Raw genomic sequence first — 21,478 nt, 5'->3', positions numbered from 1 at the left:
TCACTTCACCGCGACCTGGGAGATGTCCAGCACGCCGGTCCAGTCGCTGATCACGATGTTCTTGACGTCCGAGCCGTACAGGCGCTTGTAGACGGGGTGGAACAGCGGGACGACGAGGGCCTGTCCGGCGATCTTCTTGTCCAGCGCGCCCCAGCGGGCGGCGGCCGCGTTCAGGTCGGTCAGCTTGTTGATGGCGTCGATCTCGGTGTTGACCGACTTGTCGTCCAGCAGACCGGTGTTGAAGTTGGCGCCGTCCTTGACGATCTGGCGGCCGTCGAAGATCGGGGCGAGGAAGGGGCCGCCGGAGGGCCAGTCGGCACCCCAGTGGGCGAGGAAGAAGCCGGGCTCGGTCTTGATGCTGTGGATCTTGTCCCGGTAGTCGTTGTCCTCCAGACCCTGGAGCCGGACCGTGATCCCGGCCTTCTTCAGCGCGTCCTGGAGGGCGGTGGCGATCTCCGGGCTGGTCTCGAAGTCCTTGCTGTTGGAATGCGTGAGGGTGACGGTCAGCCCGTTCGGGTGCCCGGCCTCCTTCAGCAGCTCCTTCGCCTTGGCCGCGTTGCCGGACTTGCCCGCCGGGAACAGGTCGTGCGGGGTGTACCCGAAGGACTTCTGGTCGGGCAGGAAGGTGGTGGCCGGCTCGGCGAGCGCGGAACCGCCGGCCGCGTTGATCACCGAGGAGCGGTCGACGGCGTACGAGATCGCCTGGCGCACCTTGGGGTCGTCGAACGGCTTCACCTTCGGGTTGAAGGCGATGTAGTTCGTGTAACCGAAGTGGCCGGTGCCCACGCGGGCGGCGAGGCTCTTGTCGCCGCTGACGCGGGCGAGTTCGGCCGGGCCGAGGTTGGTGTCGGTGGTGACGGCGGCCTTGTCGGCGCCCTGGGAGGCGGCGAGCCGCTGGTTGATGACGGAGGAGTCGAGCCCGGAGCGCACGTCGACCTTGTCCGGGTACGCCTTGCGCTCGTCGTCACCGCTCCAGTGCGGGTTGCGCTCCAGCAGCACACGCTCGCCGTCGTTCTGGTTCTTGACCACCCGGTACGGCCCCGAGGAGACCGGGTGCTGCTCGTACTTGGTGCCGGTGTCCTTGCTCTTGGGCACCGGGGTGAACTGCGTCTGGGTGGCGAGGAACGGGAACTCGCCCTCGGGCTTGTTCAGGTGGAAGACGATCGTGCGCGCGTCCGGCGTCGCGATCGCGGAAAGGCCCTTCTTGTCCTTGTACGGCCCCTGGTAGTCGGCGGCGCCGCTCAACCAGTCCCGCAAGTAGGGTGCGCCACCGGAGAGTTCGGGGGCGAAGGACCGCTCGATGCCGTACTTGATGTCGGCCGAGGTGATCGGCGTCCCGTCCTCGTACTTCAGCCCCTTCTTCAGGGTGTACGTCCACACGGTCGCGTCCTTGTTGGGGCGGCCGGTGTCGGTGGCGAGGTCGGGGACCACCTTGGCGCCCTCGGCGCCGTTCTCGCGGTTGCGCGTGGTGAGGGTGCGGAAGACCAGCGAGGGGACGTTGCCGCCGCCGGAGGTGTAGAGGCGGGCCGGGTCGAAGTCGGTCTGGGCCTCGGCGTTCAGCACGGTGAGGGTGCCGCCCTTGTGGGGCGTGGAGTCGCCACCGGCGCCCTTGGCATCGTTGTCCTCAGGGCCGCAGGCGGCGGCGCCCGCTGCCACGACCAGGCCGACGGATGCCGCTGCCACGCGGCGCGCTATGACGGACGATTGACGCATCGGAAAGGACGACCTCTCGGGGGGACCCCCCGGCTTGTCCGAGGGGTGAGACATGGGGACGATGAATGAGACACCTGCGGACAGGTGCCGGCCCCGGCGTCAGTCGTCGAGAGATCCCGCGAGGAAGCTCACGGGCGGCAGGATGAAAAGGGCACGTATCGACGCGGACGCCAGGAAGGCGGCGTCAGCGACAGTCGATGTCGGCCACGCAGAGGGCGGTCACACCGATGAGCGCCAGCTCGATGGCGGCGCTGCGGAAGACGGAGTGACGGGACCACATGCGCAGAAATATGAACGAACTTGCGACTCATGTCAATGTGACATGAGTCGGCCCCGTCAACTCCTGCGGCTGTTTCTGTGTCAACTCTTGGGATAGGGCCAGGCGTTGGGCAGACAGTGGATTCCGTCGTGGTCGAGGAACTTGGTCTGCTGCTGCATCACCGGGGCGATCGCGCCGTCCTTCTGGCAGGTGACGTGGCCGTGCCCGAGCCGGTGGCCGACCTCGTGGTTGATCAGCATCTGGCGGTAGGCGTGGATCTTGGCGTCCCCGTAGGTGACACTGCCCTGCGCCCAGCGGTACGCGTTGATCATCACGCGCTCGGTGGCCGCCGAGTCGCAGGAGACGTTGTCCTCGGTGGTGTCCAGGCCCGACTTGGCGCACCACTCGGCGGTCGTGCCGGGGCTGGCCAGCGTGATCACGAAGTCCGGCTTGCCGGTGGAGACCCGCTCGAAAGTGCGCTGACCGCCGTGCGCCCAGCTCCGGTCGTCGTTGAGGGTGCGCTGCACGGCGTCGGCGAACAGCGCGCCGTCCAGGCCGAGCCCCTGCTCGACGTCGACCCGGTAGGTCATTTTCGGGCCCTTGCCGGGCGCCTTCGCCGAGCCGGGCACGGTGTCGAACTCGCCGGAACCCTTGAGGGTCGCCCCCAGGGGATAGAGCCGGCCCATCTTCTGGGCGTACGTCAGCGGGACGGCGCTCGGCGCGCTGGAGGGCACGGCCTGGGCAGCGGGCGGCAGGGCGCCTCCCGCGGCCTGGGCCCGCGACTCGCCCTCGGCGCGGCCGTCGGCCACCTGGCCGGCGACGACGACGGCGAGCACGGTGGTCACGGCGGCGGCCGCGACCCCGGTGAAGGCCCGCCCCTTGCCGCCGTGCCGGGCGGCGGGCACGGTCGCCGGAGGCGCGCCGCCCCCGGCGGGCGCGGTCCTCGGCTCGGGCACCTCGGCCCGCCGGGGCGCCTGGGGTGCGGCACCCTCGGCGAAGGCGTCCAGGTACTCACGGCGGGGGCCGGAGCCCGCGTCCGCCGGCTCCGCGCGCCGCTGCCTCGGGAAGGGAGTCGGCGTGGCGCGCCGGTTCTCGAACTCGCCCCAGCCGCCGCCCTCTTCACGCTGCTCGGGGTGACCGCCCCGCGCGGAACCGAAGGCACCCGGCGCCCGGTCTTCCTCGCGCCGGTCCGACGGGACACGGCGTCCGGCACCGCTCACGGTCGCGCCGAAGCCACCCTGAGATCCGGCACTCCACGACTCACCGCCCCGTGGGCGCGGTCTCGGGCGCGCGGCGAAGTCACCGGTTCCGGCGACGTCCTGGGTGCCCCCGGCCGCCGGGGCGGCGCCCTCTATGGCCGAGGCGTCCCCCTTGGGAGCCGGTCCTCGGCGACTGTGTCGTCCCACCCCTGCCCTCAGTTCTCCGCGTCCGTGGCGCCCGATGCGGCGCTCTCCGCGAGAAGTTCGCGGAACGCCCTGGCCACCAGCTCCGGGTATTCCATCATCGCCACGTGCCCGGCGTCCGGCAGGGACAGCAGACGGGAGTCCCTGAAGGAGCGGGCGGCCTTGGCGGCCATACGGAAGCCGACGAGTTGGTCACGGCCACCGTAGACCAGCAGGGTCGGCGCGAGTACCCGCTCGGCCTGCCGCCACAGCCCCTGCTGCCCGCCCAGGGTGTAGGCGTCCACGATCCCGCGCGCGGAGCGGGTCATCGCGTCCCAGAAGTACGGCAGCCTCAGGCGCCGTTCCAGCTCCTCCACCGCGTACCCGAACGCCTCCGGCGTCACGATCGTGGGATCGCCGTAACACAGGGCCGTCACCCCGCGCACCCGCTGCTCGGCGGTCCACTCACGGGTGAACCGGTTGAACAGCGCGGCCACACCGGGCACGCCCAGCAGGGCGGTGGGGACCGCGCTGCGCTGGATGCGCAGCTCCGGCAGGGCGGGCGAGACCAGTGTCAGGGTGCGCACCAGGTCCGGGCGGACGGCGGCCACCCGCGTGGAGACCGCGCCGCCGAGCGAGTTGCCCAGCAGGTGGACCGGCCCGCGTCCGGCCGCGTCCAGGTGGCGGATGACCGCGCGCGCGTGCCCGGTGACGGAGTAGTCGCCGTCGTCCGGCGGCGGGGAGTCGCCGAAGCCCGGCAGGTCGACGGCCTCGGGGTCGACGACACCGTCCAACGCGGCCATCAGCAGGGACCAGTTCTGCGAGGACCCGCCGAGCCCGTGCACGAACAGCGCGGGCTCGAGACCCTCCCGCGTCGGCGGCCGGGACCGCACCGTAAGGGTGACCCCCGGCAGCCGCACCGACCTCATCCGCTCGCCGTCGCCCACCCTTACGGGTGCGACCCGGGGGAGCACGCTCGCGGCCGGCACGGAAGGTGACTCGGTCGAAGACATGCGGCAATGTTACGAGACGATCACACCGCAGCTCATGTGTTCGCCCTCACAGGCGGGGACACCCGGGGCGCCGGTCCGGGTACCGCCGACGGCGTGGCGCGGCCTTGGGCGGTCTCCTAGGCTCGTATGACAGCGCAGCCGCGGGGTACCCGCCCGAGCCAGAGGTTCCGGAAGAGATTTCTGGGCGGAAGCTGGAAGAAAGGGAGGCCGTCATGGCCCACGACCCCATCGAGCCGGACGAGATCGAGAGCCCCGACGACGACACGGAGCCCGAGATCGAGGATGTCGAGGCCCCCGAGCCCGACGCCGCCGAGCAGCACGCCCCGCTCACGGAGGAGCGGGACGAGCCGCTGACCGAGTTGGACCCGGCCCGGGGAAGCGAGGGTGATCTCATCGAGCAGGCCCGGGTGGTCAGGACCGACGAAGACGAGCCGCTGACCCAGGTGGACCCGGACCGGGGCAGCGAGGGCGATCTCATCGAGCAGGCCCGCGTGGTCAGGATCGACGACGAGGACTACCGCTGACCGGGCGCGCACCGGGGCCGGGGCCACGGCTTTCGCCGTCGTCCGGTACGTGAAATTCTGCGCTCGCACCGCGCACGCCGGGGTTACCGAAAAGTACGATGGCGGCGCGGCCGACACCGCATGAGGACGACATTGGGAGGCGGCGTGACAGCCATCGAGCAAACAGAGGCAGCACGCCCGCGCGGCACCCGTCTGCCGCGCCGAGCCCGGCGCAACCAGTTGCTGGGCGCTGCCCAGGAGGTTTTCGTCGCCCAGGGCTATCACGCGGCCGCGATGGACGACATCGCCGAGCGCGCCGGAGTCAGCAAGCCGGTGCTCTACCAGCACTTCCCCGGCAAGCTCGACCTCTATCTGGCCCTGCTGGACCAGCACTGCGAGGCCCTGATCCAGGCCGTGCGCGCCGCGCTCGCCTCGACGACCGACAACAAGCAGCGCGTGCGGGCGACCATGGACGCCTACTTCGCGTACATCGAGCACGACGGCGGCGCCTTCCGTCTGGTCTTCGAGTCGGACCTGACGAACGAGCCGGCCGTGCGCGAGCGCGTCGACAAGGTGACCACCGAGTGCGCCGAGGCGATCTGCGACGTCATCGCGGAGGACACCGGCCTGTCCCGCGCGGAGTCGATGCTGCTGGCCTCCGGGCTCGGCGGCCTCGCCCAGGTGGTGGCCCGTTCCTGGCTGCACAGCGACCGCAGCGTGCCGCGCGACCAGGCGGTGCAGTTGCTCGCCTCGCTGGCGTGGCGTGGCATCGCCGGTTTCCCGCTGCACGGCACCGACCACCACTGACCCGCCGACGCGCCGGTGGGGCGTGTTCGCTGATGGCGTTCCCGCCAGAAGCATGCGCGTCCCCTCACCGGGCTAATGTGTGCTGGGTACGGCGCGGCAGAACGCGCACATCACTGACCGTCGGAGGGACATAGCCGTGGAGGTCAAGATCGGCGTGCAGCACGCGCCCCGCGAGATCGTTCTGGAGAGCGGTCAGAGCGCCGAGGAGGTCGAGCGCGTCGTGGCCGACGCCCTGGCCGGCAAGTCGCCGCTGCTGAGCCTGGAGGACGAGCGCGGCCGCAAGGTCGTGGTCCCCGCGGACCGTCTGGCGTACGTCGAGATCGGCGCGCCGACCGCGCGCAAGGTCGGGTTCGGCACGCTGTAGGCGCGATATCCGTCAAGGGCCCGGTGGCACCCGCCACCGGGCCCTTTTTCGCTGCCCCCGGCGCGCACTGCTCGCGCACCCGGTGGGCCCAGGAGAGGATTGCAACGCGCAGGTCACGGGTATGTCGGGCTGTGACCGCATGAGCACGCAGACGTGGGAGGGACTCCTCGATGATCCTCGAAGTGCTCGGTTCGGCCGCGCTCGGACTCGTCCTCGCCTTCGCGGCGGCGCACCGCCTGCCGCACCGGCTGCCCGCCCGTCCGCTGGTCTTCGCCACCGCGGTGGCGGGTGCGCTCTTCGGGGACTTCGTCACGCACAGCGCCCTGGGCCCGGCCCCGGTCCTGCTCACCCTGCTCGGCGCGGCCGTCGTGTCCGCCGCCTCCCTGTCGCTGCTGTTGCGCCCGGCCGGGCGGCTCCGCCGGCGATCCGCGCCCGCGTAGCCGCCCCTGACGGACGGTCAGGCCGCGAGGCCCAGCGCGGCCATCCGCTTGGTGTGCGCCTCGGTGATCCGGGTGAACATCCGTCCGACCTCCGCGAGATCGAAGCCGTCCGCGACCCCGCCGACCAGCATGGTGGAGAGCGCGTCCCGGTCCGCGACGACCCGCTGCGACTGCGACAGCGCCTCGCCCATCAGCCGCCGCGCCCACAGCGCGAGCCGCCCGCCCACGCGCGGGTCGGCGTCGATGGCGGCACGCACCTTCTCCACCGCGAACTCCGCGTGCCCGGTGTCGTCCAGCACGGCGAGGACGAGTTCCCGGGTGTCGGTGTCGAGGCGGGCCGCGACCTCGCGGTAGAAGTCACTGGCGATCGAGTCGCCGACGTAGGCCTTGACCAGGCCCTCCAGCCAGTCCGAGGGCGCCGTCTGCTTGTGGAAGCTCTCCAGCGCGGCGACGAAGGGGTCCATCGCGGCGGCGGGCTCGGCGCCGATCTCGGTCAGCCGGTTGCGCAGCCGCTCGAAGTGGTGGAACTCCGCCGAGGCCATCTTGGCCAGCTCCGCCTTGTCCGCGAGGGTCGGCGCCAGCTTGGCGTCCTCCGCGAGCCGCTCGAACGCGGCCAGCTCGCCGTACGCGAGCGCGCCGAGCAGGTCCACGACAGCGGCGCGGTACTGCGGGTCCGCCGCGGCCGTCGCCCAGTCCTGGGCGGCGACACCGGTGGGGGCGCCCGCGGTCTCGGGGTTCTCAGGCTTGTCAGAGCTAGTCATGAGGCGCACAATAGCCCGCTCGACCCCTCCCGGAAGCCCCTGGTCAACCACTGTGACCACGACTACGTGACCAATTCGGCCATCGCGTGTGCGGCAATCCGGGGTATGGTGGTAATGCGCCTGCTGAGTGCGCCGACGATGTTCGGTGCGCTCAACGCCTTTGTGGCAGTGGCGCACGTATGAGGATGCCCGGTCGGTGGCCCGATCGGCTCCGACCTGACAGCCCTCCTGGGCCGTACGGCACCGCGCGTACGGCGAGCGGAGGGACATCCTTAGCGGTTCGAGCGCTAGAGCGTCGGCAGAGGTCCCGTGTCTTACGGCTTGCCCCAGTTGGTTCGCCCGTACGGTGGCCGACGTGCCCGGCACGGTCAGACATGATCCCCGCGCTCGCCTCGCACCGCGCACACAAGAAGAGGCAAAACCCTGACTACGACATTTCGTGACCTCGGCATTCTTTCCGAGACCGCCGAGGCCCTGGAAGCCGTCGGCATCATCAACCCCTTCCCGATCCAGGAGCTGACCCTTCCGGTCGCCCTGTCGGGCAGCGACGTCATCGGCCAGGCCAAGACCGGCACGGGCAAGACCCTCGGTTTCGGCCTGCCGCTGCTGGAGCGCGTCGTCGTTCCCGCCGACGTCGAGGCCGGCCGTGCCGCCCCGGAGGCCCTGACCAGCGCGCCGCAGGCGCTCATCGTCGTGCCCACCCGCGAGCTGTGCACCCAGGTCACCAACGACCTGCTGACCGCCGGCAAGGTGCGCAACGTCCGCGTCCTCGCCATCTACGGCGGCCGTGCCTACGAGCCGCAGGTCGAGGCCCTGAACAAGGGCGTCGACATCGTCGTCGGCACCCCCGGCCGGCTGCTGGACCTCGCGGGCCAGAAGAAGCTGGACCTCAGCCACGTCAAGTGCCTGGTGCTGGACGAGGCCGACGAGATGCTCGACCTGGGCTTCCTGCCCGACGTCGAGAAGATCGTCAACATGCTGCCGGCCAAGCGTCAGACCATGCTGTTCTCGGCCACCATGCCGGGCGCGGTCATCGGTCTCGCCCGCCGCTACATGTCCCGCCCCACGCACATCCGCGCCACCGCGCCGGACGACGAGGGCGTGACGGTCGCCAACATCAAGCAGTTCGTCTACCGCGGCCACTCCATGGACAAGCCGGAGATGATCGCCCGCATACTGCAGGCCGAGGGCCGCGGTCTGGCGATGATCTTCTGCCGTACCAAGCGCACGGCCGCTGACATCGCCGAGCAGCTCCAGCGCAGGGGCTTCGCCTCCGGCGCGGTCCACGGCGACCTCGGCCAGGGCGCCCGCGAGCAGGCGCTGCGCGCCTTCCGCAACGGCAAGGTGGACGTGCTGGTCTGCACCGACGTGGCCGCGCGCGGCATCGACGTCGGCGGCGTGACCCACGTCATCAACTACCAGTCCCCCGAGGACGAGAAGACCTACCTGCACCGCGTCGGCCGCACCGGCCGCGCCGGCAACAAGGGCACGGCCGTCACGTTCGTCGACTGGGACGACATCCCGCGCTGGCAGCTCATCAACAAGGCGCTGGAGCTGGACTTCAACGACCCGGTGGAGACGTACTCGACGTCCCCGCACCTCTTCTCCGACCTCGACATCCCGGCCGGCACCAAGGGTGTCCTGCCCCGCTCGGAGCGCACGCGCGCCGGGCTCGACGCGGAGATGGTGGAGGACCTCGGCGAGACCGGCGGCCGCGGTGCGCGCGGTGGCCGTCCCGGCCGTGGCGGGCGTCCCGAGGCCGCACCGGAGCCCGAGCGTTCGGACCGTTCCGAGCGCACTCCGCGCCGTCGCCGCCGGATGCGCGGCGGTGCGCCGGTGGAGGCCGGTGCCGCCCCGGCGGAGACCACCTCCGTCGAGGAGCCGCAGGCTCCCCGCACCCCGCGCCGCCGTCGTCGTACGCGCGGCGGGTCGGGCGAGGCGGCGGCTGCGCCCGTCGCCGTCGTCGAGACGGTCGAGACGCCGGAGGCCGTGACCGAGGCTCCCGCCCAGCCGCGTCGCCGCACCCGCAAGCGCGCCGAGCCGGCTCCGGCCGTGACCGAGGCCGTCGTCGAGGCGCCGGTCGTGGATGCGGCCCCCGAGGCCGCCGTGGCCGAGGCCCCGAAGCAGCCCCGTCGCCGTACACGCAAGGCCGTGGAGGCGGCCCCCGAGGCCGTCGTCGAGGCGCCCGTCGTGGAGACGGTCGCGGAGACCGCCGTGGCCGAGGCCCCCAAGCAGCCCCGTCGCCGTACACGCAAGGCCGTGGAGGCGGCCCCCGAGGCCGTCGTCGAGGCGCCCGTCGTGGAGACGGTCGCGGAGACCGCCGTGGCCGAGGCCCCCAAGCAGCCCCGTCGCCGTACACGCAAGGCCGCGGAGGCGGCCCCCGAGGCCGCCGTCGAGGCGCCGGTCGCCGAGGCGCCGAAGCGCCGCACCCGCAAGGCGGCTGCCGCGGAGACGGCCGTGGACGCGGTCGAGGCCCCCGAGGCCGAGGCCAAGCCCCGCCGCACGCGCAAGACCGCCGCCGCCAAGGCCGTTGAAACCGCCGAGGTCGCGGAGGCCGCCGAGGTCGCGGAGGCCGCCGAGGCCAAGCCGCGTCGCACCCGCAAGACCGCCGAGGCCAAGACGGCCGCGGCGGAGCCGGCCGAGGCCCCCGAGGCCGAGGTCAAGCCCCGCCGTACCCGGAAGACCGCCGCCAAGGCCGTCGCGTCGGACATCCCGGCGCAGGCGACCGAGGAGCCGGAGGTCAAGCCGCGCCGCCGTACCCGCAAGGTCGCGGCCGTGGAGCCCACCGAGGCGTAAGCAGCATCGGGTGAGGCCCGGCCCCCTACGACAGGGGGCCGGGCCTCACCGCTGTCAGTACTGCGTCTGCAGGTGCTCCCAGAAGCCGTCCCGCAGGGACCGGCGCAGGTCGGCCTGGCCGCGCAGGGAGTACTGGAGCAGCCCCTCCGCCTCCACCAGGAGATCCTGGTCGACCGAGCCGGGCAGGTACGGGTGGCCGGGGAGAAGCTCCATCAGGCTGTCCCGGCCCCGCGAGACCAGCCACTTCGCCGCGATCTGGGCGCCGACGAAGCGCACGTCCTCACGGGTGGGCCGGTTGCCCGTGGCCTCGTAGGCGGCGGCCGTGCGGCGGGAGACGTACGGCTTGCAGAACTCCAGGTCGAAGGTGCGCTGGCTGTCGACCTCCCACAGCAGCGGCTCGGCCTGGTTGCGGCCCTCGGGCGCCTCGATGCCCCACAGGTGGACCCGCGCCCCGTACCCCTGCGCCGCCTCGACCGCCGACACGAGGTCCTCGTCGCCGCCGAGGAGCGCAGCGTCGCTGATGGCGCGGTGGCGGGCGAGGGACTCCAGGTCGGTGCGGATCAGGGAGTCGACGCCCTTCTGCTGGTTGTGGGCGTTGAGGTTGCCGAGGCGGACCTTGACGTCGGGCAGTTCGGCGATCGACTGCTGCTCGGCGGTGTGGATGCGGCGACGGGCGCCGTCGTACCAGTACACGCGCAGCAGGCGGCTGTCGGCGAAGATCGAGCGGGCCTTGTCGATGAGCGCGTCGATCAGACCCTCGGCGTCCAGGTCGAAGGCGCGGCGGTCCTCGGTGCCGGCCACCAGGCGGCCGGCGGCCGCGAAGAGATAGCCCGCGTCCACGAAGATCGCGTGGGTGGAGGGTGTCTTCGCCACCTCGACGAGCATGCGTTGAAGCAGTTCGTTGGTGTGGTCGATGCGGGCACCCAGAGCCGCCAGGTCTTCGTTCATCGAGTCCATTGTCCCGGCCGTCACGCTGCGAACACAACCGGTCCCCGTCAGTCCCGTCACGAAGTCTTTTTACCGGACAGTAATTAGCCCGTGAAAAAATTTCCTTAGCGTAGGGAATGTTTGCGGTGGGCCGCTCGTTGTCTAGACATGTGACACCGCGACAACACGTCGCACACCAGTAGTTCTCCTCTGGAGGATGACCAGACGAAGGGAGAAGCCTTCATGCGCTTCGAAATCATGCGACTCGACGAGGTCGACGGCTCGACCGTGGACAGCACCGTCGTGGACGCCGCCTCCGTCAACCGGATCGTGCAGCAGGCGGCCGCCATCGGCCAGCGCCTGTGGATCCGCCCCGCAGAAGGCTGCCCGGCCTCGTAGGGCGCACGACGCACTCAAGCCTTCCGGGGAAGCCGAGGCCGAGTCTCAGCTTCCCCGGATCACCTGAGTGACCCCGTTGATGATCTGCTGCACGGCGATCGCGGAGAGCATCATGCCCGCGAGCCGTGTCACCAGGACGACACCGCCGTCCTTGATGACCTTGATGACCAGCAGCGAGTAACGCATCACCAGCCACAGCACGACATGGATGGCGAGGATCGCCGCCCACACCGAGACCTGCGTGGCGGCACTTCCGGCCTTCTGTACGGCCAGGATCACCGAGACGATCGCGCCGGGCCCGGCGAGCAGCGGCATGCCCAGCGGTACCAGGGCGACATTGACGTCCTTGGTCTGCTTGGGCTCGTCGGTCTTGCCGGTGAGCAGATCGAGCGCGATCAGCAGGAGCAGCAGTCCGCCCGCGATCATCAGCGCGGGGACCGAGACGTGCAGATAGTTCAGGATCTGGTGGCCGAGGACGCCGAACACGGCGATGACCCCGCCCGCCACACAGACGGCCTGGAAGGCCATCCGCTTCTGGACCTTGGCGGGCCGCCCCGCGGTGAGGGCGAGGAAGATCGGGGTGATCCCCGGCGGGTCCATGATGACGAAGAGGGTCAGGAACAGGGAGCCGAAGACGGCGAGGTCGAACATCGTGTGCCTTGCATGATGGAGCCACCGCCGTAGGGCACCCTGGGCCCCGTCAGGGGCAGGAAGCGGGCGCGCACGGCGGACGTGCGGGTGATCGGGCGGGGGAAAGCAGAAGGGTGGCGCCGGGGCTCAGGCCCCGCCGGTCCCCGGTACGGGGAACGCGCCGGTCGCCCGGCGGATGATCTCGCCGTAGACCTCGGGGTCGGTGGTGTTCTCGCCGAGCGCGACCGACTTGCGGGTGCCGTGGTAGTCCGAGGAGCCGGTGACCAGCAGGTCCAGGTCCTTCGCCAGGCCGCGCAGGCGGGTCCGGGTGGCCTGGTCGTGCTCGGTGTGGTCGGCTTCGAGTCCGTCGAGCCCGGCGGCGGCCATCGCGGCGATCGCGTCCGGCGACACCGTGCGGCCGCGCTTGGCGGCGGCCGGGTGGGCGAGGACGGTCACGCCGCCCGCGCTCTTCACCAGCCGGATCGCCTCCAGCGGATCGGTCTCGTGCTTGTCCACGTAGGCCCGCCCGCCGTCGGCCAGCCACTCGGGCGTGAACGCGTCGCTCACGGTCGGGACGACACCCAGCTCCACCAGCGCGGACGCGACGTGCGGCCGGCCCACCGTGCCCCCGGCGGCGATCCGCTCGACCTGCTCCCGGGTGACCGGTACGCCGAGCGCGTTCAGCTTGGCGATCATCGCGTGGGCGCGCGGCACCCGGTCGTCCCGGACCAGCTCGCGCTCGGCGAGCAGGGCAGGCTCCTCGGGGTCGAAGAGGTAGGCCAGCAGGTGCAGGGAGACGCCGTCGATCCGGCAGGAGAGCTCGGCGCCGGTGACGAGGGTGAATCCCTCGGGCAATGCGGCCAGGGCGGCCAGGGCCTCGGCGTATCCACGGGTGGTGTCGTGGTCGGTCAGCGCGACCACGTCCAGTCCGGCGCCGGCGGCCGCGCGCATCAGCTCGGCCGGGGTGTCCGTGCCGTCGGAGGCGGTGGAGTGGCAGTGCAGGTCGATGCGCACGGCTGCTCCAGACGGCTCGCGGGGACGGTGAGGACACCTAAGGATAGCCGCGCGTACGGCATGCCCTGTCACCCCCGCTCCCCGGAGGCGCCCCCTACAGGTCGGGGCGCATCAGCCGGGGCGAGAGCACCCCGCAGGGCACCAGGTCCACCTCGGGGCCCGCGTCCCTGAGGTCGGTCAGCACCAGTTCGTCGTACATCAGCAGGCCGGACTGCGCGGGCCAGGTGACCGCCCACAGCCAGACACCGAGCGCCTCGCCGGCGAAGACGGCGCGGTCGTCCGGGACACCGTCGACGTGCCAGAGCGGGGTGGGACGGCCGGTCGCCAGCACCTTGGCCTGCGGCGGCTTCTCCACGTCCAGGTAGGGGCCGGGGTCGGGGCCGTCGAGGCCCGCGTACCGCGCGCCGAGGCCGACGCCCAGTTCCTCGGCGACGAGGATCAGCTCGCCCGGCCCGCCGAGCGGGCTGGGTCCCGAGCAGGCCACCACGGTGGCCCGGCCGCCGCCAGGGGCGTCGCCCGCGTAGGCGACGCCGGTGAACAGCCAGCCGACCGGCAGCGGCCACGGCATCCACAGCGGGACGCGGGTGCGCTGCACCACGGCGGTGAGGGCCTCGACGCTGGGCGGGATCACGGGCTGCAGCGGGTACACCGCGCCGTGCGTGTCGCACTGCCACGTGTCGGCGAAGAGACCGGGCGCCCGGACCCGGCCACCACACCTCGGGCAACTGGGTTCGCCCCTCATAGAGCCCCACGGTCCTACCCCGGCCGCCGCACGTCAAGGACGATCACCCGTACGGCCCCGGCCCGATTCCGGAGTCCGGCCAACTCCGCGCCCCTGCACGGCACTTGGTGAGCTTGCTCACTCCGGCCGCACCCCGGCCTCACTCGGGCGACGGCCCCAGCGGCACCGACGCACGGTTCGGGTCGCGCAGATCCGTGCCGTGGCTGAGCCACCGCTCCTGCAGCGCCGCGGCCCCGTGCACCCGCTTCCACGCCGCCTCGTTCGGGGTCATCGGCAGCAGCGGCAGGAAGCGCACCGGGTCCAGCGGGGTGTCCAGCTCCAGGTCCTCCACCAGCCCGCCCGGCTCCCCCACCAGTACCGAGGTGAAGGGCGCGCCGGGCCACAGCGGTTCCCCCACGTCCAGCGAGGCACCGGGTGCCACGATCACGCCCTCGACCTGCGGGGACGCGGCGAGCACGGCGAGCGGGCGGAGCACGGGACCGGTGTCGGTGATGCCCGCCCGGACGGAGAGGACCAGCTCGGCACGCGGCCCCTCAACGGGGTCGACCACCATGGCCGTGGGGTCGCTCATGGGATGCGCCGACATGCCCAGCGTGGCGTAGCGGACCACGTCCCCCTCCTGGAAGCGCAGCACCTCGATACGGTCGGCGCCGAGGAAGGTGACCGAGGCGCGCGCATCCGGTTCACCGAGCGCCGAGTTCAGCCGCGCCTCGACCAGGGGAAGAACATCAACCATGCGGTGAGCATAGATCTCGTCAGCGGCAGGCAAAGCTGCGCCTTGACACGATGGGCTGCTGCTACGCTGAGCCGGTGGTTCGGGGCCGCGTGCACATGCTCGCCGTCGAGTCCCCGACGCCGATGAGACTCCCTTACGAGGGACCGGCCGGAGGAGGTGGGGCTGTCATGGATCGAAGTCGACCGTGCAGTACCACTCGTTCTTCCGGCTGTTGATGTCGTTCCTGGCTGACTGCCACCTTTTCGTTCGCTTCGCCGTCCGGAAGAGCACTTCGTTTCGCTTTGCCTGATCTGCCTGATCTCACTCAGTCCTGCATCAGTAGCGAAGTCGCCACCGCGACGGTGCGGTGCTCCCCGCTTTGTGGACGTGCCAAACGTATGCAGTCCGAACGTCCCCATTCCGGGTAGTTCCACCCGTCGCAGGCGCACTTTCGTTGCCCGCCCGCGAAGGAGCCTGCCCATGTCGATGATCCGCGACCTGCGAGCCGTGGTCCGACCGTCCGCTCGCCCGGTCCCGCGCAAGGAGGCGGCCGCTCCCTTCGAACCCGACACCACCACGTCCTCGGCCGTGGTCGACTGCGCCGTCTACCGCGACGGCGCCCGGGTGGAGAGCGGACGCACCCTCAGCCCGCAGGAGGCGATGCGCGAGGCGCGCAGGGACGGCGGGTTCGTCTGGATCGGCCTGCACGAGCCGACCGAGGCCGAGTTCGCCGGCATCGCGAGCGCCTTCGGGCTCCACCCGCTGGCCGTGGAGGACGCGGTCCAGGCCCACCAGCGCCCGAAGCTGGAGCGGTACGACGACTCCCTGTTCACCGTGTTCAAGACCGTCCACTACGTCGAGCACGACCAGCTCACCGCCAGCAGCGAGGTCATCGACACCGGCGAGGTCATGTGCTTCACCGGCCGGGACTTCTTCATCACCGTCCGGCACGGCGGTCAGGGCTCGCTCCGGGCGCTGCGCCACCGGCTCCAGGAGGACCCCGAGCTGCTCGCCAAGGGTCCCTCGGCGGTGCTGCACGCCATCGCCGACCATGTGGTGGACGGCTACATCGCGGTCGCGGACTCGGTGCAGGACGACATCGACGAGGTGGAGACGGAGGTCTTCTCCCCCGGCCGCAACGGCGGTGTCTCGCGCGGTGTCGACTCGGCCCGGATCTACCAGCTCAAGCGCGAGGTACTGGAGTTCAAGCGCGCGGTCGCCCCGCTGCAGCGCCCGATGCAGCTGCTGAGCGAGCGGCCGATGCGGCTGGTCGACCCGGACATCCAGAAGTACTTCCGTGACGTCGCCGACCACGTGGCCCGGGTGCACGAGCAGGTCATGGGCTTCGACGAGCTGCTGAACTCGATCCTCCAGGCCAACCTGGCGCAGGCGTCCGTCGCGCAGAACGAGGACATGCGCAAGATCACCGCCTGGGCCGCGATCATCGCCGTGCCCACCATGGTGTGCGGGGTCTACGGCATGAACTTCAAGTACATGCCCGAGCTGCACTGGAAGTACGGCTACCCGGTGATCATGAGCGTCACGGTCGCCCTCTGTCTGGGCATCCACCGCACGCTGAAGCGCAACGGCTGGCTCTGAGCACCGCTGGATAGGCTGGGCGCATGACCACCGAGCCGCCCGCACAGGCCCTTTTCGACCAGGCCCTCATCGAGGAGGCCACCAGGAAGTCCGGCCTGATCTGGGTCCGGGGCGCCGGGGCGCCCGCCGCGCGCCCGCTCTGGCACGTCTGGCACGAGGGCGCGGCCCTGCTGGTCGGTGACGGCCCGGGCGAGCAGCCGCTGCCCGGTCTCACCGACGGCGGTGCGGCCGAGGTGGCGGTGCGCAGCAAGGACAAGGGCGGCCGGCTCGTCACCTGGCGGGCCACCGCACACCGGCTGGACCCGGCCTCGCCCGAATGGGAGGCGGCCGTCGCGGAGTTGAAGGGCAAGCGGCTCAACGCCCCCGGCGCCGAGGAGATCCCGGCCCGCTGGGCCCGCGACTGCACGGTGCTGCGCCTGGTCCCCACCGGGGCGGTGGAGCCTTCGCCCACCGGCAGTCTGGCCGAGCCCCCGCTGCCCACCCCGGCCACCACCCGCGTCCCGGCACCGGCCGCGCTGCCCAGGCTGCTGGGCGGACGGCGCAGGCGGAGTTAGACCAACAGCCTTCAGGAGCCGGGCAGTTGGCCGCCATAGTCGACCGTCTCGGACTTGGCGGGCTCGGCGGCGGGGAAGTCCTTGCCCCACTCGGAGAAGGTGAGCGTGCCGGCGCCGCCGCCGCGCACCAGCCGCAGCGGGTAGGGCTTGCCCTCCAGGGAGACGTCGAGGGTGCCGCCGGGGCCGCCGTCGCCGGTGACCCGGATCGTGCGGGTGCCGGCCTGGGTGTGGTGGCCGGCCGTGGCGAGCTTGCCGTGCAGGGTGAGCAGAGCGGGCAGCAGCACGTCCTTCTCGGTGAAGCCGCTGAACTTCCGGTACGCCGGGTCCTTCTGGGGGACCTTCACGTACTTGCCGTCCAGCTTGCCCGCGGCGGAGGTGTCCCCGCCGTGGTTCCAGAAGGCGGCGTCGGCCTTCACGTACAGCTCGTCGCCGACGCGCAGCAGTTGGAAGGTGGAGCCCTTGGAGGTCACCGAGCCGCTGCCGCCCCCGGACTTCAGCCGCATGTCCAGCTTGAAGGAGACGCCGCCGGTGACGACGGTCCCGGCCAGGTGCACCGCCGGTGCCGCGTCGGCCGCCGCCCGGCTCTGTGTCTGGATCTTCCGCGCGGGCAGCCTGCCCACCCCGTTGGTCCCGGCGTCCGGGTCCTCCTCGCCGCATCCCGTCAGCATCGTCAGTGCCGACGCGGCCAGCACGCACAGCGCGGCCACCCGCGCGGTTCTCCGGATGCGTGCCTGGGGAATCGCAGTCACAGGTGGGGCTGCCTCTCTGCCGGTGCCGAATGGGCGTACGGCAGCGTACCGGGGGCACGAGCCCCGGGCGGAGCCCGTCCGTCCGGACCCCCCACCGGGGCGTTTCCTATCGGTACGGGCTAGCCTGAAGCGCACAAGCGTGGCCATATCAGAGCGAATCCGAACCAATTCTCTCCGCGTCCCGAGCACGGCAAAGGAAGCACAGATGGCAGCCGGTGTCCCCCGGATCTTCGTGTCGCACCTCGCCGGGGTCCCCGTCTTCGACCCGGCGGGCGACCAGGTCGGCCGGGTCCGCGACATCGTCGTCATGCTGCGTGTGGGCCGCCGTCCGCCCCGCGTGCTCGGGCTGGTCGTGGAGCTGTCCACCCGGCGCCGCATCTTCCTGCCGATGACCCGCGTGACCGGCATCGACTCCGGCCAGGTCATCTCCACCGGGGTGGTCAACGTCCGCCGCTTCGAGCAGCGGCCCACCGAGCGCCTGGTCTTCGGCGAGCTGCTGGACCGCCGGGTGAAGCTGGTGGAGACCGACGAGGAGGTCACCGTCCTCGACCTCTCCGTGCAGCAGTTGCCGGCCCGCCGCGAATGGGAGGTGGACCGGGTCTTCGTCCGCAAGGGGAAGAAGGGCGGCGCCTTCCGCCGGGCCAGGGGAGAGACGCTGACCGTGGAGTGGTCGGCCGTCACCGGGTTCTCCCTGGAGGAGCACGGGCAGGGCGCGGAGAACCTGCTCGCCACCTTCGAGCAGTTGCGCCCCGCCGACCTCGCCAACGTCCTGCACCACCTCTCCCCCAAGCGGCGCGCGGAGGTGGCCGCCGCCCTGGACGACGACCGGCTCGCCGACGTGCTGGAGGAGCTGCCGGAGGACGACCAGATCGAGATCCTCGGCAAGCTGAAGGAGGAGCGCGCCGCCGACGTCCTGGAGGCCATGGACCCCGACGACGCCGCCGACCTGCTGGGCGAGCTGCCGGAGGACGACAAGGAGCGCCTGCTCAGCCTGATGGAACCCGAGGACGCGGCCGACATGCGGCGCCTGATGTCGTACGAGGAGCACACCGCGGGCGGGCTGATGACCACCGAGCCGATCGTGCTGCGTCCGGACGCCACGGTCGCCGACGCGCTCGCCCGGGTCCGCAACGCCGACCTCTCCCCCGCGCTCGCCGCCCAGGTGTACGTCTGCCGCCCCCCGGACGAGACGCCGACCGGCAAGTACCTGGGCACCGTGCACTTCCAGCGGCTGCTGCGCGACCCCCCGTACACGCTGGTCAGCTCGCTTCTCGACGACGACCTGCAGCCCCTCGCTCCCGACGCCACGCTGCCCGTCATCGCCGGGTTCTTCGCCACGTACGACATGGTCGCCGCCCCCGTGGTGGACGAGTCCAAGTCGCTGCTGGGCGCGGTGACCGTGGACGACGTGCTGGACCACATGCTCCCCGACGACTGGCGCGAGACGGAGTTCCACCTGGACGAGCTGCCGGAGACCGGCGCCGGGCGCGAAGCGGGTGCGCATGGCTGAGCGCGAGGGTGGCCGCGAGAGCCGCGACCGTGCCCCCGCGGGCGCCACGGCGTCCCGTCCGCGCGTGCCACGCCTGGACCAGCCGCGCCCGCCGCGGCGCCGGATGCTGCCGGAGTGGGACCCGGAGGCGTTCGGCCGGCTGTCGGAGAAGATCGCCCGGTTCCTGGGCACCGGACGCTTCATCGTCTGGATGACGGTCGTCATCATCGTCTGGGTGGTGTGGAACATCGCCGCGCCGGACGTGGTGCGGTTCGACTCCTACCCCTTCATCTTCCTGACCCTGATGCTCTCCCTCCAGGCGTCCTACGCGGCCCCGCTGATCCTGCTCGCGCAGAACCGGCAGGACGACCGCGACCGGGTCAACCTGGAGCAGGACCGCAAGCAGAACGAGCGGTCCATCGCGGACACCGAGTACCTGACCCGCGAGATCGCCGCCCTGCGCGCGGGCCTCGGCGAGGTCGCCACCCGCGACTGGATCAGGTCCGAGCTGCAGGATCTGGTACGCGAACTGGAGACGGAACGGACAAGCCGCCCCGCCGGGCGTGACGCAGACGACCGCTGAGGCACTACCCGTCGGCCCCCACGGGCGCCGTACCATCGTCCTATGGCTACGGAAGACGCGGTGCGCGAGGCGCTGTCGACGGTGAACGACCCCGAGATCAACCGACCCATCACCGAACTGGGGATGGTCAAATCGGTGGAGATCGGCGCGGACGGAGCGGTCGCGGTCACGGTGTACCTGACGGTCTCCGGCTGCCCCATGCGCGAGACGATCACCCAGCGGGTGACCGAGGCGGTCTCCCGCGTCGAGGGGGTCACCCGGGTGGACGTCGCGCTGGACGTGATGAGCGACGAGCAGCGCAAGGAACTGGCCAACGCGCTCCGCGGCGGCCAGGCCGAGCGCGAGGTCCCGTTCGCCAAGCCCGGCAGCCTCACCCGCGTCTACGCGGTCGCCTCCGGCAAGGGCGGCGTCGGCAAGTCCTCGGTGACGGTGAACCTGGCGGCCGCGCTGGCCGCCGACGGCCTGAAGGTCGGCGTGGTGGACGCCGACATCTACGGGCACAGCGTGCCGCGCATGCTGGGCGCGGACGGCAAGCCCACCCAGGTCGAGAACATGATCATGCCCCCGTCGGCGAACGGCGTGAAGGTCATCTCCATCGGCATGTTCACCCCGGGCAACGCCCCGGTCGTCTGGCGCGGCCCGATGCTGCACCGAGCGCTCCAGCAGTTCCTGGCGGACGTGTACTGGGGCGACCTGGACGTGCTGCTGCTGGACCTGCCGCCGGGCACCGGTGACATCGCCATCTCGGTGGCCCAGTTGGTGCCGAACGCGGAGATCCTGGTCGTCACCACCCCGCAGCAGGCCGCGGCCGAGGTCGCCGAGCGTGCGGGCTCCATCGCGGTGCAGACCCACCAGAAGATCGTCGGTGTGGTCGAGAACATGTCCGGGCTGCCCTGCCCGCACTGCGACGAGATGGTGGACATCTTCGGCACCGGCGGCGGCCAGCTCGTCGCGGACGGTCTGACCCGCACCACGGGCGCGACCGTGCCGGTGCTCGGCAGCATCCCGATCGACGTGCGGCTGCGCGAGGGCGGCGACGAGGGCAAGCCGGTCGTGCTGACCGACCCCGACTCCCCGGCCGGCTCGGCCCTGCGTGCCATCGCGGGCAAGCTGGGCGGCCGTCAGCGCGGCCTGTCGGGGCTGTCGCTGGGCATCACCCCGCGCAACAAGTTCTGAGCCCGGACACGACGGGAGGGGGCGCCGGCGGCTTTCGCCGGCGCCCCCTCCCGTGGTGTTCTCAGGCGTAGGCGCCGATGTCCTTGACGACGGCGAAGCCGAGCCCGTAGGCGCTCATCCCCCGGCCGTACGCGCCGATGTGGACCCCCGCCTCGGTGGCGCCGGCGAGCACCCAGCCGAACTCCGACTCCCGGTAGTGGAAGGGCGTGGCCACGCCGTCCACAGGCAAGGAGAGCTTCGCCCACTCCGAGCCGTCGAGGTCGTCGGCCAGCGCCCACGCGGTCTCGGTCTGCTGGTCCAGCCAGTCGTCGCGCAGGGTGTGGTCCATCTGGCCGGGCCAGGTGACCGACAGCAGGCCCACCCCCGCCAGCCAGGCGGCCGAGGAGACCGAGGTGGCCTCCAGCAGCCCGGTGCCGTCCGCGCTGCGGCGGGAGGGGTTCACCGGCACGGTGACCACGACGGCGAACTTCTCCCGCGGCTCGTCCGAGGAGTTCGCGCTGTGTTCGTTGCGTACGGAGGGCTCGTCGCCGTGCCCGATCGAACCGTGCTCCACCGCGCCGTCCGCGGCCAGGCCGACCTGGAGCAGCCAGCGGTGCCCCGTGAACGCCTCGTCGAGGCCGTACCAGGGGAAGGGCGCGCGCAGATAGCCGTCGACCGTCCGGCCGCCGAGGTGGCCGCGCCGGCCGCTCTCGGTGGCCGGCGTCTGCGCGCTTACCCGACTTGTGGTCTCCATCTGCCCGGACGCCTCCTCGTTCTCGTCGGACCGGGGCATGGGCCCGCCCCCCTTCGGGCGTACGCGTCCGGTCCGCACAACAACTCGGCAGCATATCCACACCGCTGAGGGCTGCCCGTAATGCGACGGG

Annotated in this window: 23 protein-coding genes; 11 read left to right on the top strand and 12 right to left on the bottom strand. The window is 71.7% G+C overall.

The window, feature by feature from the left end:
• The 4 genes from E5082_RS02830 to E5082_RS02820 form a co-directional block, all read right to left on the bottom strand.
• Positions 1-1,713: an ABC transporter substrate-binding protein gene (locus E5082_RS02830; RefSeq protein WP_135789686.1), complete on the bottom strand. Its 1,713-nt coding sequence runs from the start codon at positions 1,711-1,713 to the stop codon at positions 1-3.
• A gap of 184 nt (positions 1,714-1,897) precedes the next feature.
• Positions 1,898-1,993: an Ms4533A family Cys-rich leader peptide gene (locus tag E5082_RS33530; RefSeq protein WP_341866572.1), complete on the bottom strand. Its 96-nt coding sequence runs from the start codon at positions 1,991-1,993 to the stop codon at positions 1,898-1,900.
• Between the two features lie 80 nt (positions 1,994-2,073).
• Entirely contained in the window at positions 2,074-3,378 is a 1,305-nt protein-coding gene (locus tag E5082_RS02825; RefSeq protein ID WP_190045320.1) for a DUF3152 domain-containing protein, read from the bottom strand.
• 8 nt (positions 3,379-3,386) lie between these two features.
• A complete protein-coding gene (locus tag E5082_RS02820; protein ID WP_135789685.1) occupies positions 3,387-4,367 on the bottom strand; it encodes an alpha/beta fold hydrolase in 981 nt (326 codons plus the stop codon).
• Between the two features lie 212 nt (positions 4,368-4,579).
• Between E5082_RS02820 and E5082_RS02815 the strand changes: the two genes are divergently transcribed.
• From E5082_RS02815 to E5082_RS02800, 4 genes are all read left to right on the top strand, one after another.
• Complete coding sequence (locus E5082_RS02815) at positions 4,580-4,891, top strand: hypothetical protein (protein ID WP_373310060.1); 312 nt, start codon at positions 4,580-4,582, stop codon at positions 4,889-4,891.
• A gap of 144 nt (positions 4,892-5,035) precedes the next feature.
• Complete coding sequence (locus E5082_RS02810; protein WP_086693636.1) at positions 5,036-5,677, top strand: TetR/AcrR family transcriptional regulator; 642 nt, start codon at positions 5,036-5,038, stop codon at positions 5,675-5,677.
• Positions 5,678-5,813: 136 nt separating this feature from the next.
• Positions 5,814-6,041, top strand: a complete 228-nt coding sequence (locus E5082_RS02805) for a DUF3107 domain-containing protein (RefSeq protein WP_030807269.1) — start codon at positions 5,814-5,816, stop codon at positions 6,039-6,041.
• 170 nt (positions 6,042-6,211) lie between these two features.
• Positions 6,212-6,481 (top strand): hypothetical protein, encoded by a 270-nt coding sequence (locus tag E5082_RS02800; RefSeq protein ID WP_135789684.1) that lies wholly within the window; start codon positions 6,212-6,214, stop codon positions 6,479-6,481.
• A gap of 17 nt (positions 6,482-6,498) precedes the next feature.
• On the opposite strand, the gene E5082_RS02795 is transcribed toward E5082_RS02800, so the two are convergent.
• Complete coding sequence (locus tag E5082_RS02795) at positions 6,499-7,242, bottom strand: ferritin-like fold-containing protein (protein ID WP_190045321.1); 744 nt, start codon at positions 7,240-7,242, stop codon at positions 6,499-6,501.
• Between the two features lie 423 nt (positions 7,243-7,665).
• On the opposite strand from E5082_RS02795, the gene E5082_RS02790 reads away from it, so the two are divergent.
• Positions 7,666-10,038, top strand: coding sequence for a DEAD/DEAH box helicase (locus E5082_RS02790; RefSeq protein WP_244321571.1), 2,373 nt, complete (start codon positions 7,666-7,668; stop codon positions 10,036-10,038).
• Positions 10,039-10,092: 54 nt separating this feature from the next.
• Here the strand turns inward: E5082_RS02790 and E5082_RS02785 are convergent, their stop codons facing one another.
• Positions 10,093-10,995: an NYN domain-containing protein gene (locus E5082_RS02785; protein WP_135790111.1), complete on the bottom strand. Its 903-nt coding sequence runs from the start codon at positions 10,993-10,995 to the stop codon at positions 10,093-10,095.
• 213 nt (positions 10,996-11,208) lie between these two features.
• On the opposite strand from E5082_RS02785, the gene E5082_RS32250 reads away from it, so the two are divergent.
• Positions 11,209-11,364 (top strand): hypothetical protein, encoded by a 156-nt coding sequence (locus E5082_RS32250; protein ID WP_086693633.1) that lies wholly within the window; start codon positions 11,209-11,211, stop codon positions 11,362-11,364.
• A gap of 45 nt (positions 11,365-11,409) precedes the next feature.
• On the opposite strand, the gene E5082_RS02780 is transcribed toward E5082_RS32250, so the two are convergent.
• The 4 genes from E5082_RS02780 to E5082_RS02765 form a co-directional block, all read right to left on the bottom strand.
• On the bottom strand, positions 11,410-12,015 hold the full coding sequence (locus tag E5082_RS02780; protein ID WP_135789682.1) for a MarC family protein: 606 nt from the start codon (positions 12,013-12,015) through the stop codon (positions 11,410-11,412).
• 126 nt (positions 12,016-12,141) lie between these two features.
• A complete protein-coding gene (locus tag E5082_RS02775; protein ID WP_135789681.1) occupies positions 12,142-13,008 on the bottom strand; it encodes a PHP domain-containing protein in 867 nt (288 codons plus the stop codon).
• Between the two features lie 94 nt (positions 13,009-13,102).
• Complete coding sequence (locus E5082_RS02770) at positions 13,103-13,750, bottom strand: DUF6758 family protein (RefSeq protein WP_135789680.1); 648 nt, start codon at positions 13,748-13,750, stop codon at positions 13,103-13,105.
• 139 nt (positions 13,751-13,889) lie between these two features.
• Entirely contained in the window at positions 13,890-14,486 is a 597-nt protein-coding gene (locus E5082_RS02765; RefSeq protein ID WP_135789679.1) for a suppressor of fused domain protein, read from the bottom strand.
• A gap of 459 nt (positions 14,487-14,945) precedes the next feature.
• On the opposite strand from E5082_RS02765, the gene E5082_RS02760 reads away from it, so the two are divergent.
• A complete protein-coding gene (locus E5082_RS02760) occupies positions 14,946-16,064 on the top strand; it encodes a magnesium and cobalt transport protein CorA (RefSeq protein WP_135789678.1) in 1,119 nt (372 codons plus the stop codon).
• A 23-nt stretch (positions 16,065-16,087) separates the two neighbouring features.
• Entirely contained in the window at positions 16,088-16,618 is a 531-nt protein-coding gene (locus E5082_RS02755; RefSeq protein WP_135789677.1) for a hypothetical protein, read from the top strand.
• Between the two features lie 11 nt (positions 16,619-16,629).
• Here the strand turns inward: E5082_RS02755 and E5082_RS02750 are convergent, their stop codons facing one another.
• Positions 16,630-17,367: a hypothetical protein gene (locus E5082_RS02750; protein WP_190045322.1), complete on the bottom strand. Its 738-nt coding sequence runs from the start codon at positions 17,365-17,367 to the stop codon at positions 16,630-16,632.
• A 205-nt stretch (positions 17,368-17,572) separates the two neighbouring features.
• On the opposite strand from E5082_RS02750, the gene E5082_RS02745 reads away from it, so the two are divergent.
• The 3 genes from E5082_RS02745 to E5082_RS02735 are packed head-to-tail and all read left to right on the top strand — an operon-like array spanning position 17,573 to position 20,615.
• The gene (locus E5082_RS02745) at positions 17,573-18,877 is read left to right on the top strand and encodes a magnesium transporter MgtE N-terminal domain-containing protein (protein ID WP_135789676.1); all 1,305 of its coding nucleotides are present in this window, start codon (positions 17,573-17,575) and stop codon (positions 18,875-18,877) included.
• Positions 18,870-19,439 carry a DUF1003 domain-containing protein gene (locus tag E5082_RS02740; protein ID WP_135789675.1) on the top strand — a complete coding sequence of 190 codons (570 nt, stop codon included), beginning with the start codon at positions 18,870-18,872 and terminating at the stop codon, positions 19,437-19,439. Before E5082_RS02745 ends, E5082_RS02740 begins: the two co-directional genes overlap by 8 nt.
• 42 nt (positions 19,440-19,481) lie before the next feature.
• Positions 19,482-20,615 carry an Mrp/NBP35 family ATP-binding protein gene (locus E5082_RS02735; protein ID WP_135789674.1) on the top strand — a complete coding sequence of 378 codons (1,134 nt, stop codon included), beginning with the start codon at positions 19,482-19,484 and terminating at the stop codon, positions 20,613-20,615.
• Between the two features lie 61 nt (positions 20,616-20,676).
• Here the strand turns inward: E5082_RS02735 and E5082_RS02730 are convergent, their stop codons facing one another.
• Positions 20,677-21,348: a hypothetical protein gene (locus E5082_RS02730; RefSeq protein WP_167513994.1), complete on the bottom strand. Its 672-nt coding sequence runs from the start codon at positions 21,346-21,348 to the stop codon at positions 20,677-20,679.
• Positions 21,349-21,478: the final 130 nt, after the last annotated feature.

The organism is Streptomyces griseoluteus, assembly GCF_004784465.1.
Classification (GTDB): Bacteria; Actinomycetota; Actinomycetes; order Streptomycetales; family Streptomycetaceae; genus Streptomyces; species Streptomyces griseoluteus.
The sequence above is the reverse complement of the archived record's forward strand: the minus strand, read 5'-3'. Positions and strand labels throughout refer to the sequence as shown.